Raw genomic sequence first — 14,241 nt, forward strand, 5'->3', positions numbered from 1 at the left:
TCAGAGCAACCCTCGCGCGGTGAGCCAGTAGGACTCGTTGTACGCCAGCTTCGACCAGTGGAGCTTCTCCGAGGGCGGCGCGGGCGACGGCGGGCGCTCGTAGTCGAACTCGACGAACGAGGCGGCGTCCATCCCGGTCTCGATGAAGCACAGGGTCTTCCCGTCGTACGTCGCCGTCGCGGGGCGGCCTCGGACCTCGCTGGCGAGGCGCTGGCCGACGACGCCGGCCTGGTAGTGCGCGACGCTGCCCGCGTTCGGGACGCCCGTGTCGGCGGTGTCGCCGAGCGCGTAGACGTTGTTCGCGGCCGCCGCCTCTAGCGTGTGCTTGTCCACGTCGACCCAGCCGTCGTCGCCGAGGCCGGCCTCCTCGATCAGGTCGACGCCGCCGTGAGGCGGAATCGAGACGAGGAGGTCGTAGTCGAGCTCGGTCCCCTCCATCGACGTGATGGTCTCCGCGTCGGGGTCGACAGACTCGGCGTTGAAGAACGTCTCCACGTTGATGTCCCGGTCCTCCATGATGGGACGGGCCCACTCGGCGATGTGGGGATTCCCGTGAACGCGCTGGATCGGGTACGTGTAGGTGACCTCGACGTCCTCGCGCAGGCCGCGCTCGCGGAACCAGTCGTCGGTCATGAAGACGAACTCCAGCGGCGCCGCGGGACACATGTGGGGCGTCCCGATGACGCTCAAGACGAGCTCGCCCTCGGTGAACTCCAGCAGCTCCTCTCGAAGGGCCGTCGCGCCCGACTCGCTGTAGTAGTCGTGTCCGCCCTCGACGAGCCCGGGGATCTGCTCGGGCTCCAGCGTCGACCCGGTCGCCAGCACGAGGTGGTCGTACTCCATCGACGGCGCGGTACCGTCGAACCGGAGCGTCTGCGAATCCGTGTCGATCTCGGACACGCGGTCGATCCGGAGGTCGACCGCGTCGTCGACCAGCTCGTCGAGCGCGCGGCGACCGTCCGCCGGTTCGCGCTTGCCGAACGGCACGTACAGCCAGACCGGCTTGTACACGTGGTCGGGGCCGTCGTTGATCAGGGTGACCTCCACGTCGCCGGCGTCGAGCTCCGGACCGAGCTGGTCGGCGAGGTCGTTGGCGAGCACCGATCCGCCGGTCCCGCCGCCCACGATGACGATGCGTTCGGTCATGCTTTCTCCACGTAGAACGCGTTGTGCTCGTCGAGCTCTTCGACGGCGAGCAGTTCGTTGCCGGCCTCATCGGCCCACTCGGGAACGTCGGTGAGCGACCCGTCGCTGTCGCTCAGGAGCCGGACCACGTCGCCCGACTCCGCGCTCCGGATCGCTCCGATGAGGTCCATCAGGGGACCGGGGCACGCTGCGCCTCTGGCGTCGACGGTTTCTTCGGGTTCGATGTCGGTCATGGGGGTCTCACACCAGACAGTTACGCGCGTGGCGTATTAGTCTTGTGCGATCGTTCCACAATCTAAAAATCCTCGTGTTCGGCGCGGATCGGTCAGCGTCGGCGGCAGTCGGGGTGTCGCTGACGGTTGGGGCGTCGGCGGCGCTACCGGTCGAACACGACCGCGTAGTGGTACGGCGGCAGATCGACCCGCCGGTCGAGTTCGAACGGCGCCGCCCCCCGGACGGCCTCCGCCGTTTCCTCGGGGTCCATCCGGAGCCCCGTCGGCGGTCCCCGGGGCTCCCCCCCGACGGTCGTCGCTTCGCGCGGCCGGTCGTGCCAGTTGACGACGACCAGGCTGCCGCCGGGCGCGACCGCTCGGAACGTCTCCTCGACGAACTCGGTGCGGTCGTCGACGCCGTGGAAGGTGTTCGCCACGACGAGCACGTCGACCGGCTCCGGGAGGACACCGGTCAGGTCCCGGGCGTCGCCGTGGACCGGGACGACGTTCCCGATCGCCTGTTGCCCGGCGAGCGCGTCGAGCTCGTCGAGCAGCGCCTCGTCCAAGTCGACGGCGTACACGGGCGCGGGCTCGGTGATGCGGGCGGCCGGGAGCGCGAAGTAGCCGCTCCCGCAGCCGACCTCGGCCACCGACAGGCCGGGCTCGACCCCGAGCTGCCGGAGCGTCGCGCCCGGCGTCGGCCAGAGCTTCCCCCACCAGTCCCAGTCGGGCTGGCCGGTGTTCTGGAACCGCTCCATCGTCAGCGGGGGCCCGACGCGCCGGCTCCCGTTCCGTCCGCCGGAAGGCGGCGTCCGTCACTCCCGCCGCCCGCGAACCCGTGTCCGCCGCTCACGGACCCGTCGTCGGCCCCCCGAGGCGGCTCGCTCGTCGCATCGGTCTTGTCCTTCATACCCATATGTGAACCAGTCCGCTATCTAAGTCTTTCTCGACCGTCGCCGACCGGCGTGCCCGAGTCGCCCCGCTCGTCCGCGGGCAGCTAGTCGACCCGAGAGCGCCACGCGGCGGGGAGCCGGGCGTAGACCACCGCGTTGTCGACGAGCGCGTCGACCGGGACGTACTCGTCGGGGGCGTGGAGCGTGTCGGTCCCGAGGGCGAACTCGACGGTCGATATCCCGGCGTTCCGGAGCTTCTTGGCGTCGCCGCCGCCCGTGGCGCTCCGACGGAAGACGCGGTCCCCGGTGACCGCCGCCGCCGTCGACGCGACGGCGTCGACCAGCGGGCTGGCGGGGTCCTCTGTGGTGCCGACGCTCCAGGAAACGTCGGCGACCGTGATCCCCTCGCAGTCGGCGACGCAGTCGCGGATGGCCGCGAGCACGTCGGGCGTGTGGACGCCCGCCGTCAGCCGCACGTCGACCTCGGCGCGGGCGGACCCCGGGACGGCGTTCACCGCGTCGCCGCCCTCGAGGACGCCGAGGTTGATCGACGGGTACCGGAATAGGTCCCGAGCGGTCGCCTCGCCCATCGACGGGGCGTAGTACTCGACCGACTCCTCGACGATCGGCTCCATCTCGGCGTCGATCTCCAGCCGCTCGGCGCCGAACCGCTCGCGTATCGTCTCGACGGCGCCGTAGAGCCGGTCGACCGCGTTGACCCCGAGCATCGGTCGAGAGCCGTGCGCCGCCTCGCCGGCGGCTTCGAGCGTCAGCCAGATGCTCCCCCGGTCCGCGACCGTGACGGAGCGGCGACCCTCCTCGCAGGTCGGCTCGCCGATCACGCACGCGTTCGCGTCGAGCGCTCTGGCATCGAGCAGCGCCGGGAGCCCCGCGTCGCCGCCGACCTCCTCGTCGCTCACGAAGGCGAACAGGAGGTCGACGGGCGGCTCCGCGTCGGTCGCGACGACGGCCCGGAGCGCGAACAGCAGCGACGCCACGGCGCCCTTCATGTCGGTCGCGCCCCGGCCGTAGACGCGGCCGTCGGCGCGTTCGCCGAGCGGGTCGCGCGTCCACGCGTCGGCGTCGAACGGGACGGTGTCGAGGTGTCCGTTGTACAGCAGCGTTCGGTCGGACGCGCCGTCGACCCGGACGAGCAGGTTCGGCTTCGCCGGGTCGACGGCGAACCGCTCGACCTCGACCGGAAGCGGGTCGAGGAACCGCTCGATCGCCGCGACGATCTCGCGCGTGTCGCCGGGCGGGTTCGACGTGTCGACCGCGAGCAGATCGAGGGCCAGCGAGACCAGCTCCTCCCGGTGTGCTCGCACGTACTCGGCGGGAGCGTCGTCCGGGTCCGTCGGCGGCCGGGTCGCTCCCGTGTCTTCGGCCATGCCGTCCCCTTCGATCCCCAACGATTTATTTATTTTGTATATTTCGCACAATACTAATCGGTGAGCGTCGCGGTCGCCCGCGCGTCACGGTCCGGGCTGGAGCGACCGATCCCCGCGCTCGTCCGCCTCGCCGCCGTACCGGTCCTCGAACTCTTGGATGAGCTGACCGACGGTCGCGTACCAGCTGTTGAGCAGCTGCTGCATCTCGCGAGCGGCCTCCTCGGGCGTTCGCGGCCGGTAGACGTAGTAGTACCCGCCCTGATCGTAGTTCTCCTGTCGCTGGACGACGACGCCGGCGTCCACGAGCCGCGAGATCGACCGGTACGCCGTCGACCGCTCACACTCCAGCCGGTCCGCCACGTCGTCGACGGTGAGCCCTTCGTTCACTCCTTGGAGCGCCTGAAACACCGCCTGATCCCGCTCGTTGAGCCCGTGAATACACTCGAGGAGGTCGATACACCCCAAGTCCCGTTCGAGGTCGTCACGCACTGACGCGGTCATCGTATCGGACAATAGGGCGACAGAGTGGGTTAAAGTTGTTCCTAATTAGTACAATACTACTATAGTCGAGTCGGCGACAGTCCGGTTCAGTTCACGGCTGCTCCGCTCTCTCGGTAGGACATCCGAAGAGCCTTTGTTACGTAGGCCCAAGACGATACACGAATGACGCTTCCGATCGACCCGACGCAGATCGACCCGGACGACATCGGCGAAGAGCAGGCCACCCTTGAGATGGGCCACGAGGAGGCGATCGAACATGTCCGCGAGGTGTTCACCGACGCCGGATTCGGCGTCCCGGTCGAGTTCTCGCCGTCCGAGATGCTCAACGAGAAGGTCGACGCGGGTCGCGACCCCTACTACGTGCTCGGCGCGTGTAACCCGGCTGTCGCCGACCGGGCGCTCGACGCGACCGACAACAAGCTCGGCGCGCTCATGCCGTGTAACGTCGTCGTCTGGGAGGAAGCGCCCGGGACGCAGCGCGTCTATCACGTCTCTATCATGCGCCTCGCTCGCCTCGCGGGCATGGCGCCCGACGACGACGAGATGGCCGGCATCATCGCCGACACCGGCGAGATGGTCGACGAGGCGTTCGAGAACCTCTGACCACGCTCTGACACAGCCGCCCCTACGGCGTCGCCGGCGCTCTGCTCGGCGGCACTCGCCGTCGGCGACGATCGGATCGGCGCGGTCTGCGCTCGGATCGGTGCGGCCGGCGCTTCGACCGACACGGACGTGACCCGGTTCCGTTCGCCTCGCCTCCGTGTCGACCCCGCTCGTCGCGATTCCACACCTACTTATCCGCGACCGCCGACGGGCCGATATGGACCTCGCCGATTCGCGCGTCCTCGTCACCGGCGGCGCCGGTCTCGTCGGAAGCCACCTCGCGGCCGACCTGCTCGACCGCGGCGCGACCGTCCGCGTCGCCGACGACCTCTCGAAGGGGACCCGCGACCGCGTCCCCGAGGGCGCGGCGTTCGTCGAAGCGGACATGACCGACCCCGACGACGTGGCGCGCGTCGTCACCAACGACCTCGATGTCGTCTTCCACTTCGCGGCGTACACCGACACGAACTACGACGACGACCGCGCGCTGTTCGAGGAGAACACGGAGATGACGTACAACGTCTTGGAGCGCATGCGCGAGGTCGGCGTCGACCGCTTCGCGTTCACCTCCTCCTCGACGGTGTACGGCGAGGCGCCGCGACCGACCCCCGAGGACTACGCCCCCCTCGAACCGATCTCGATGTACGGCTCCGCGAAGCTCGCGGACGAGGCGCTGATATCGACGTTCGCGCACTCCTACGGCGTCCGGTCGTGGGTGTTCCGGTTCGCGAACATCGTCGGCCCGCGCCAGCGCGGCAACGTGATCCCCGACTTCATCGAGAAGTTAGCCGAGGATCCGACCGAACTGGAGATCCTCGGCGACGGCCGGCAGGAGAAGTCGTACATGCACGTCTCGGAGTGTGTCGACGCCATCCGGCACGTGGTCGAGAACGCAGACGCCGCGTACAACGTCTACAACCTCGGGACGCGGACGACGACCTCCGTCACCGACATCGCCGACATCGTGAGCGAGGAGCTCGGCGTCGACCCGGAGTACGCCTACACCGGCGGCGACCGCGGCTGGACCGGCGACGTACCGAAGATGCGGCTGTCGATCGAGAAGCTCGCCGCCCTCGGGTGGGAGCCGTCGGTCGAGAGCGACGCGGCGGTTCGGCGCAGTGCGCGCGAGCTGATCGACGAGATCGTGGAGTAGCGCGATCCCCTCCGACGAACTCCGCCGGTCGGGTGCGGACCGCGGAGGCGCTTCAGTCCCGCCGCAGGCGAACCGAAGGGGGTCCCGAACGCCGACCGGATCGCTCGACTGCCGAAGCTGTCCCGATAACCGACCGGAGGCGGCGGCGTCAACGGAGCGATACGGACGGCTGTTGCGCACAACCCGGTGGGTTTCCCGTGGCGGTGTCGCTCGCGGTTCGATCCGCGTCTCCGCCCGCCGCGCCGCTTCGGAAGGGCCTTTTAACCCGCCCGTCGAACGGACGGTATGTTCCGGCAGTTCCGGTCGGAAGTCGAGGCGGCGCTCGCGGACGCGCTCGACTCGCTCGACCTCCCGACCGACGACCTCGGCATCGAACGCCCGCCCGACGACATGGACGCGACGCTCGCCTCCAGCGTCGCCTTCCGACTCGCGGGCGAGGTCGGCGACGCGCCGCCGAACGTCGCGGCGACTGTCGCCGAGGCGGTGTCGGTCGGGAACGCGGACTACGTCGCGAGCGTCGACACCGCGGGGCCGTACGTCAACTTCCACGCGAACGAGCGCTACCTCGCCGACACGCTCGACGCGGCCGCGGTCGACGCCGACTACGGCGCGCTCCCCGACCGCGACACGAGCGTCGTGGTCGAACACACCAGCGCGAACCCGACCGGCCCCGTCCACGTCGGCCGCGCGCGCAACCCCATCGTCGGCGACGCGGTCGCGAACCTCCTCGCGTACGCCGGCTACGACGTGGACCGCCACTACTACGTCAACGACGCGGGCCGGCAGATGGCGGTGTTCACCTGGGCGTACGAGCGGTTCGACGAGCCGGACCTCGACGCGGAGCCCGCCCGCGACCGCGCCGAGTACGACCTCGTGCGCTACTACCGGAAGGGGAACGCCTTCTTAGAGGAGGCGGACGACGACGCGGTCGAGGCCGCGGAGGCGGAGATCCAGTCGATCCTCCAGGGGCTCGAGGCGGGCGACGAGGAGACGTACGAGCGCGTCGGCGAGGTCGTCGACGCCGTCCTCGGTGGAATGAAGGCGTGCCTCGGCCGCCTCCCCGCGGAGTTCGACGAGTTCGTCAAGGAGACGCGGTTCATGCGCGACGGATCCACCGACGACATCGCGGGCCGGCTGAAAGAGACCGACCACGCCGTCTACGAGGAGGACGCCTGGCAGCTGGAGCTCGACGAGTGGGGGATCGACAAGAACCTCGTCTTCCTCCGCTCGGACGACACGAGCCTCTACACAACCCGCGACCTGGCGCACCACGAGTGGAAGTTCGCGAACTACGACCGCGCCGTCACCGTCCTCGGCGAGGACCACAAGCTCCAGGCCGACCAGCTCGACGCGACCCTCGAACTGCTCGGCAACGACACCGACCGCCTCGGCCACGTCATCTACTCGTACGTCAACCTGCCCGAGGGGAAGATGTCGACCCGGCGGGGGACCGGCGTGATGCTCGACGACCTGCTGGACGAGGCGATCGACCGCGCTCGCGACGCCGTCGAGTCGCGCATGGACGACCGCATCCGCGACGACGACCTCACCGACGAGGATGTCGAGCGCATCGCCCACCAGGTCGGGATCGGCGCGGTCCGGTACGACATCGTCTCCAAACAGCCCGCGAAGGCGATCACCTTCGAGTGGGAGGACGCGCTCGACTTCGAGGCGCAGTCGGCGCCGTTCGTCCAGTACGTCCACGCGCGCTGCGCCGGCATCCTCGGCGAGGCGGCCGCCGCCGGGATCGACGTGCCGGGCGTGACGGCGGACGCCGACGGCGAGGTCGACCCCGACGCCTTGGACGTCGACGCGGGCGCGCTCGAAACCGACGCGGCCCGCGAGCTCCTCCGCGAGGTCGCGCGCTTCCCCGCCGCAATCGAGGCCGCCGCGGACGACTTGGAGCCGCACACGATCGCGACGTTCACCCGCGAGTTCGCGGACGCGTACAACGCCTTCTACCGCGAGTGCCCCGTCGTGACCGCCGAGACCGAGGCCCTGCGGGACGCCCGGCTCGCGCTCGTCGCGGCCGCGAAGCACACGATGGCGAACGCGCTCGACGTGCTGGGCGTCGAGGCGCCGGAGTCGATGTAAATCGAGGGTATCCCGCCCTCCGTCGCCCGGAGCGGGGCTCCGAGCGATCCACCGCCAAACGCGGCCGAGACGGACGCTTCCGCCCGTATCGACAGGTCAAAGATTACTTACACGCACGCGACCGTATTCGGAGTAATGAGTAGCGACGCACAGGAGGCGAACGCGGACCGCCGGAAGTACGAGTTCCGCAAGGTCATCGAGGAACTCAAGGAGTACGAGGGCTCCGGCACCCAGCTCGTCACCATCTACATCCCCGAGGACAGGCAGATCTCCGACGTGGTGGCGCACGTCACCCAAGAGCACAGCGAGGCGTCCAACATCAAGTCCAAGCAGACGCGGACGGCCGTTCAGGACGCGTTGACGTCGATCAAGGACCGGCTGCGCTACTACGACACCTTCCCGCCGGACAACGGGATCGTGATATTCTCGGGCGCCATCGACAGCGGCGGCGGCCAGACCGACATGGTCACCCGGACGCTGGAGTCGCCCCCGCAGCCCGTCGAGTCGTTCCGCTACCACTGCGACTCGGAGTTCCTCACCGAGCCGCTCGAACACATGCTCGAGGACTCCGGGCTGTTCGGGCTCATCGTCTTGGACCGCCGCGAGGCGAACGTCGGCTGGCTGAAGGGGAAACGCGTCGAGGCGGTCAAGTCCGCCTCCTCGCTCGTCCCCGGCAAACAGCGGAAGGGGGGTCAGTCCGCACAGCGATTCGCCCGCCTGCGCCTCGAAGCGATCGACAACTTCTATCAGGAGGTCGCTGGGATGGCCAACGACCTGTTCGTCGACAAGCGCCACGAGCTCGACGGCATCCTCGTCGGCGGTCCCTCGCCGACCAAAGACGAGTTCCTCGACGGCGACTACCTCCACCACGAGCTTCAGGACAAGGTGCTCGGCAAGTTCGACGTGGCCTACACCGATGAGTCCGGCCTGAAAGACCTCGTCGACAACGCCAGCGAGGCGCTCGCCGACCAGGAGATCGTCGAGGACAAACGCAACATGGAAGAGTTCTTCGAGAAGCTCAACACCGGGCAGGAGGCGACCTACGGGTTCGAGCAGACCCGCCGCAACCTGATCATGGGATCGGTGGACCGCCTGCTCATCTCCGAGGACCTTCGCTCCGACGTCGTCGTCTACGAGTGCCCCGACGGCCACGAGGAGTACGAGGTTGTCGACGCCCGCCACTCGACGCCGGACCACGAATGTAGCGAGTGCGGCGAGGCGGCCGAGGTCGAGGAGCGAGAGGACATCATCGAACACCTGATGGCCATCGCCGAACAGCGCGGGACGGACACGAAGTTCATCTCCACGGACTTCGAGAAGGGCGAACAGCTGCTCGACGCGTTCGGCGGCATCGCCGGTATCCTGCGGTACTCGACCGGAGTCTAAGGACCTCTGAAGAAGTTTCTGCGGCCGTTTTACTGCTGTTCCGGCTCGACCGGCCCCGGCGCGATCTCCAAACACGCGCAGGCGTCGGACTCCGGGTCGAAGCAGTCCGGACACTCCGGCTGCCGGTCGATGATCGTGTCGAGCCGCTCGGCGACCGTGTCGTCGATGACGGCCTCGAGCTCCCGGGCCTCGGCCTGATAGTCCTCGACCGCGAGGACGTTCGCGAGGAACCGCTCGATGATACAGTAGGTCTGGAGGGCGTCCCTGGCCCGGACGATGCCGTCGTCGGTCAGCTTGACGCCCTTGTACTTCTCGTGTTCGGCGAGCCCGCGCTCTTCGAGCTTGCCGATCATCTCGTTGGCGCTGGCCGGGCTGACGCCGAGCGCATCGGCGATCGACCCGGTCGAGGCGGGTCCGTCTTCGCTGTCCTGTACGACGTATATCGTCTTGAGGTACTGATCTGCGGTGTTCACGGCTGTCCTCCGTCGGCGCTCGTCGGCGACTCGTCTGTCCGGTTCATCGGCGCTCCATGACCTCCGTGACCTCGCGTACGCCCTCGGCCTCCTCGTCGCGGATCGCCGCCAGGGTCGCGATCAGCTCCTCACGGTCGACCGAGAACGACCCGTCGGACCCCTCGATCGCCTCGATGAGGTCGTCGTAGAACTTGTACGCCGTCTCCTCGTTGCACAGCTGGTCGTACAGCACGTCGTCGAAGTCCTCCGGCCGCGTCCGCCCGTAGCGGGCGTCGACGAGCGACTCGATCTCGTCGAACGGGACGCTGTCGACACCGAGCCCGTCGATGAGCGACTCCAGCCGCTCGCGGTGGTCCGCCGACTCCTCGGCCGCGTCCGCGAGGAGCGTCTCCACCTCCGCGTCGAGTTCGGCGTCCAACTGCTGGTAGTGGCGATGCGCTCGCGCTTCGACGACCTCCTCCAGCACGATTCCGATCTGGAGCAGCCGCGCGAGTTGGTCGTCGGAGGCGACCCGCTGGCTCACGCTCACCGCGACCACCCGAGACGGCACGATACGCGGGTTCGCATACGAACAACTCGGGCGTCGTCGGTCTTAAGCGGTTCCCCTCGCTCGCCGGTCGCTCCGGGACTCCGGGCGGGGCTGAAAAAATCCGTTCGGCGCCGGCGGCTTACTGGAGCCGCTCGAAGACGAGCTCCTCGACGTCGTCGCGGAACTCGTCGACCGCGATTTCCTCTAGGACGGGCACGAAGAAGCCCTCGACGAGCATGTTCCGGGCCGTCCGCGAGTCGATCGAGCGGCTCTCGAGGTAGAACAGGTCCTCGGCGTCGACCTGTCCGACCGTCGCGGAGTGGGACGCCTCGGTGTCGTGGTTGTGGATGATCAGCTTCGGCGACGCGTCGGCCTCGGCGTCGTCCGACAGCATCAGCGTGTTTTCGCGCTGGTAGCTGGAGGTGTTCCACGCGTCCTCGCCGACGTCCTGAACGCCCTCGTAGACGGAGCGCGCCACGTCGTCGAGCACGCCGCGGGTGACGAGGTCGGCGGTCGTCTGCTCCGCCTGGTGCCACACGCGGGCGTTGATGTCGAAGTGCTGGTCGTCCGTGCCGAAGAACGTCCCGACGATCTGGCTCTCGGAGCCGTCGCCCTCGAGCTCGGTTTCGATGTCGGAGCGGGTGAGCTTCGAGCCGAAGTTGCTCTCGATCCAGTCGACCGTCGCGTACGTGTCGGTCACGCCGCGCTTCAGCGAGTAGGTGTAGGCGTCGTCGTCAAGGTTCTGGAGCGAGCCGAACTGGACGTTCGAGTTCTCGCCCGCGACGACCTCGACGAGGTTCGAGAAGTACCGGTCGCCGCTCACGTCGGCGTCGCCCGACGTGATCGACTCGAGGATCGTCACCGACGACGACTCCTCGGCGACGACGAGCGTCTGGCTGAACAGCGAACGGGAGTTCATCTCCGCGCGCACCGTCACGTCCTCGACGTCGACGCCCTCGGGGACGTAGACGAACGTACCGGTGGTGAACAGCGCGACCGAAAGCGCCGTGAGATAGTTGTGTTCGGGGTCGAGGACGGAGCCGAAGTTCGCCTCGATGACGTCGCCGTACTCGGCGAGCGCCTCGGTGAACGGCAGCACGACGACCTCGTCGTCGCCCGCGGTCCGCTCGGTCTCGTCCGCCTGGTTCAGCGGGTCGACGAGCGACTCGAAGTCCAGCGCCTCGAGGTCGGTCCAGCGGCGGCCCGGCGTCTGGATGACATCGGGCAGCTCCGCGGTCTCCAGCGCGGCCAGCGCGTTCAGACGGGTCTCCAAGAGCCACTCGGGCTCGTTGCGTTCGTCGGCGATGCGTCGTACCGTGTCCTCCGAGAGGCTCTCGATTGCTTGCGTGCTCATGTTATCCGAGCGAGCCCTCCATCTCGAGTTCGACGAGGCGGTTCAGCTCGACGGCGTACTCGATCGGCAGTTCCTCCGTGATCGGCTCGATGAACCCGGAGACGATCATCTGTTTGGCGTCGTCGTCGTCGAGCCCGCGCGACTGGAGGTAGAAGATGTCCTCGTCGCCGATCTTCCCGACGGTCGCCTCGTGGGCGACGTCGACCTTCGACTCGTTGATCTCCATGTACGGCATCGTATCCGACGTCGACTCGTTGTCGAACATCAGCGCGTCGCACTCGACGGCCGTCGAGGAGTTCTCCGCGCCGTCCGCGATGTGGACGAGCCCGCGGTAGTTGGTGCGGCCGCCGTCCTTCGCGATCGACTTCGACTCGACGGTCGACTTGGTCTCGGGCGCGTTGTGGTACACCTTCGCGCCGGTGTCGATGTCCTGGCCCTCGCCCGCGAAGGCGATGGTGATGTGGTTGTCGGAGGCACCGCGGCCCTTCAGGATCGTCGAGGGGTACAGCATCGTCGCCTTCGAGCCCATCGAGCCGGAGATCCACTCCATGCGCCCGCCCTTCTCGGCGATGGCGCGCTTCGTGTTGAGGTTGTACGTGTTCTTCGACCAGTTCTGGACGGTCGAGTACTGGACGTGGGCGTCCTCGCCCACGAACACTTCGACGCCGCCCGAGTGGAGGTTGAACGCCGAGTACTTCGGCGCGGAACAGCCCTCGATGTAGTGGACCTCGGAGCCCTCCTCGGCGATGATGAGCGTGTGCTCGAACTGACCCATCCCCTCGGAGTTCATCCGGAAGTACGCCTGGACCGGCATCTCCACGGTGGTGTTTTCGGGGATGTAGACGAACGAGCCGCCCGACCAGATGGCGCCGTGAAGCGCCGCGAACTTGTTGTCGCTCGGGGGGACGCACTTCGTCATGAAGTGCTCGCGGACGAGTTCTTCGTGCTCCTGGACGGCCTTGTCCATGTCACAGAAGATGACGCCCTTCTCCTCCCACCGCTCCTGCATGTTCTGGTAGACGATCTCGGACTCGTACTGCGCGCCGACGCCCGAGAGCGCGTTCTTCTCCGCCTCCGGGATGCCCAGCTTGTCGAACGTGTCCTGGATCTCCTCGGGGAGGTCTTCCCAGCTCTCGGCGCCGCCGCGGGCCTCGATGTCCGGGCGGATGTACGGTACGATCTCGTCGATGTCGATCTCGGAGAGGTCCGGCTGGCCGGGCCAGTCGGTCGGCATCGGCATCTCCTGGAACTGCTCGAGCGCGCGCAGGCGTCGCTCCAGCATCCACTCCGGTTCGTCCTTGTCCTCCGAGATGACGCGGACCGTCTCCTCGGTGAGACCCTTCTCGGTCTGGAAGGCGGACTTCTCCTCCTTCTTGAACTCGAAGCGAGCCTCGGTGTCTGTCTCCTTGAGGTCGTCCTGTTGTGAACTCATAGTGTATTGTTACTGATTCCCGTGTTTACGTGTGTCGCGTGCCCACATTCGGTTACGCCGCCTCGTAGGCGTCTTCGCGGACCCAGTCGTACCCCTCGTCCTCGAGCTTCTCGGCGAGCTCCGCGCCGCCGCTCTTGACGACTTCCCCGTCGAGCATGACGTGGACGTGGTCGGGCTCGACGTAGTCGAGGATGCGCTGGTAGTGCGTGATCTGGAGGACGCCCGTGCCCTGCTCGTCGCGGAGCGCGTTGATCCCCTTCGAGACGTCTTTCAGGCGGTCGATGTCGAGCCCCGAGTCGATCTCGTCGAGCACGGCGACGCTCGGCTCCAGCATCGCGGCCTGGAGGACCTCGTTCTGCTTCTTCTCGCCGCCGGAGAACCCGGCGTTGAGGTAGCGCTGCATGAACTTCTCGTCCATGTCGAGGAGCTCCATCTTCTCGGAGAGAATCTCCTGGAACTCGGCGACGCCGATCTCGCCGTCGTCGGCGGGGCCCTCCATCGGGGAGGTCTCGTACCCCTCGTCGTCGTCCTCGGCCTCGGCCTCGGCGGCCTCCTCCTCCTCGTCTTCGAACAGCTCCTCGCGCTCGTCCGCCTTCGCGTTGAGCGCCTGTCGGAGGAAGTTCGTCATCGTGACGCCCTCGATCTCCGCGGGGTACTGGAAGCCGAGGAAGATGCCGAGCGCGGCGCGCTCGTTCGGCTCCAGCTCCAAGAGCTCCCAGTGATAGTCCTCGTCGTCGAGGTCGACGTCCACGTCGGCGACGTCGGCCTCGTCGAGGTGGAGCAGAATCTCACCGCCGGTGACCTCGTAGGCGGGGTGGCCGGCGATCACTTTCGCGAGCGTCGACTTCCCCGAGCCGTTCGGTCCCATCAGCGCGTGGATGTCGCCCGACTCGACGGTCAGATCGACGCCGAGAAGGATGCGTTCGCCGCCCTCTTCCGCCACTCGTGCGTGAAGATCGTTGATTTCGAGAGTAGCCATATGTATTCTCGTGCCTCGTACATCGATGGTGGGGGTTGAGGGGGTTAATGGTTACGCATCTCCCCGTCAAAAATCGCATATCGACCAAGAAATTTTCT

At 67.7% G+C, this 14,241-nt stretch carries 15 protein-coding genes; 4 read left to right on the forward strand and 11 right to left on the reverse strand.

Annotation, left to right across the window (positions count from 1 at the left end; translation table 11 throughout):
* The 6 genes from EO776_RS00855 to EO776_RS00875 all read right to left on the reverse strand — a co-directional run bounded on the left by EO776_RS00855 (position 1) and on the right by EO776_RS00875 (position 4,140).
* Positions 1–1,146: an NAD(P)/FAD-dependent oxidoreductase gene (locus EO776_RS00855; protein ID WP_094520552.1), complete on the reverse strand. Its 1,146-nt coding sequence runs from the start codon at positions 1,144–1,146 to the stop codon at positions 1–3.
* Positions 1,143–1,379, reverse strand: coding sequence for a sulfurtransferase TusA family protein (locus EO776_RS00860; protein ID WP_086216166.1), 237 nt, complete (start codon positions 1,377–1,379; stop codon positions 1,143–1,145). Before EO776_RS00860 ends, EO776_RS00855 begins: the two co-directional genes overlap by 4 nt.
* Positions 1,380–1,522: 143 nt before the next feature.
* Positions 1,523–2,116, reverse strand: a complete 594-nt coding sequence (locus tag EO776_RS00865) for a class I SAM-dependent methyltransferase (protein WP_094520551.1) — start codon at positions 2,114–2,116, stop codon at positions 1,523–1,525.
* A gap of 2 nt (positions 2,117–2,118) precedes the next feature.
* Positions 2,119–2,268: a hypothetical protein gene (locus EO776_RS18750; RefSeq protein WP_158093825.1), complete on the reverse strand. Its 150-nt coding sequence runs from the start codon at positions 2,266–2,268 to the stop codon at positions 2,119–2,121.
* 87 nt (positions 2,269–2,355) lie between these two features.
* On the reverse strand, positions 2,356–3,639 hold the full coding sequence (locus tag EO776_RS00870; protein WP_089308653.1) for a M20 family metallopeptidase: 1,284 nt from the start codon (positions 3,637–3,639) through the stop codon (positions 2,356–2,358).
* A gap of 84 nt (positions 3,640–3,723) precedes the next feature.
* Positions 3,724–4,140 (reverse strand): helix-turn-helix domain-containing protein, encoded by a 417-nt coding sequence (locus EO776_RS00875; protein ID WP_049932308.1) that lies wholly within the window; start codon positions 4,138–4,140, stop codon positions 3,724–3,726.
* Between the two features lie 162 nt (positions 4,141–4,302).
* On the opposite strand from EO776_RS00875, the gene EO776_RS00880 reads away from it, so the two are divergent.
* The 4 genes from EO776_RS00880 to prf1 all read left to right on the forward strand — a co-directional run bounded on the left by EO776_RS00880 (position 4,303) and on the right by prf1 (position 9,376).
* The gene (locus EO776_RS00880; RefSeq protein WP_049932310.1) at positions 4,303–4,743 is read left to right on the forward strand and encodes a DUF302 domain-containing protein; all 441 of its coding nucleotides are present in this window, start codon (positions 4,303–4,305) and stop codon (positions 4,741–4,743) included.
* A 217-nt stretch (positions 4,744–4,960) separates the two neighbouring features.
* Positions 4,961–5,896, forward strand: a complete 936-nt coding sequence (locus EO776_RS00885; protein WP_094520550.1) for an NAD-dependent epimerase/dehydratase family protein — start codon at positions 4,961–4,963, stop codon at positions 5,894–5,896.
* Between the two features lie 285 nt (positions 5,897–6,181).
* The gene (gene argS, locus EO776_RS00890) at positions 6,182–7,990 is read left to right on the forward strand and encodes an arginine--tRNA ligase (RefSeq protein WP_094520549.1); all 1,809 of its coding nucleotides are present in this window, start codon (positions 6,182–6,184) and stop codon (positions 7,988–7,990) included.
* Positions 7,991–8,125: 135 nt separating this feature from the next.
* Positions 8,126–9,376 (forward strand): peptide chain release factor aRF-1, encoded by a 1,251-nt coding sequence (gene prf1, locus EO776_RS00895; protein WP_100050426.1) that lies wholly within the window; start codon positions 8,126–8,128, stop codon positions 9,374–9,376.
* Positions 9,377–9,405: 29 nt separating this feature from the next.
* On the opposite strand, the gene EO776_RS00900 is transcribed toward prf1, so the two are convergent.
* The 5 genes from EO776_RS00900 to EO776_RS00920 form a co-directional block, all read right to left on the reverse strand.
* Positions 9,406–9,849 carry a metal-dependent transcriptional regulator gene (locus tag EO776_RS00900; RefSeq protein ID WP_049932320.1) on the reverse strand — a complete coding sequence of 148 codons (444 nt, stop codon included), beginning with the start codon at positions 9,847–9,849 and terminating at the stop codon, positions 9,406–9,408.
* 43 nt (positions 9,850–9,892) lie between these two features.
* Positions 9,893–10,378, reverse strand: a complete 486-nt coding sequence (locus EO776_RS00905; RefSeq protein WP_049932324.1) for a rubrerythrin — start codon at positions 10,376–10,378, stop codon at positions 9,893–9,895.
* Between the two features lie 139 nt (positions 10,379–10,517).
* A complete protein-coding gene (gene sufD, locus EO776_RS00910; protein WP_094495581.1) occupies positions 10,518–11,732 on the reverse strand; it encodes a Fe-S cluster assembly protein SufD in 1,215 nt (404 codons plus the stop codon).
* A gap of 1 nt (position 11,733) precedes the next feature.
* Positions 11,734–13,164, reverse strand: coding sequence for a Fe-S cluster assembly protein SufB (sufB, locus tag EO776_RS00915; protein ID WP_129452286.1), 1,431 nt, complete (start codon positions 13,162–13,164; stop codon positions 11,734–11,736).
* A gap of 52 nt (positions 13,165–13,216) precedes the next feature.
* Positions 13,217–14,143 carry an ABC transporter ATP-binding protein gene (locus tag EO776_RS00920; protein ID WP_049931712.1) on the reverse strand — a complete coding sequence of 309 codons (927 nt, stop codon included), beginning with the start codon at positions 14,141–14,143 and terminating at the stop codon, positions 13,217–13,219.
* Positions 14,144–14,241: the final 98 nt, after the last annotated feature.

The sequence above is a fragment of the Halorubrum ezzemoulense genome (genome assembly GCF_004126515.1).
Taxonomy (GTDB): domain Archaea; phylum Halobacteriota; class Halobacteria; order Halobacteriales; family Haloferacaceae; genus Halorubrum; species Halorubrum ezzemoulense.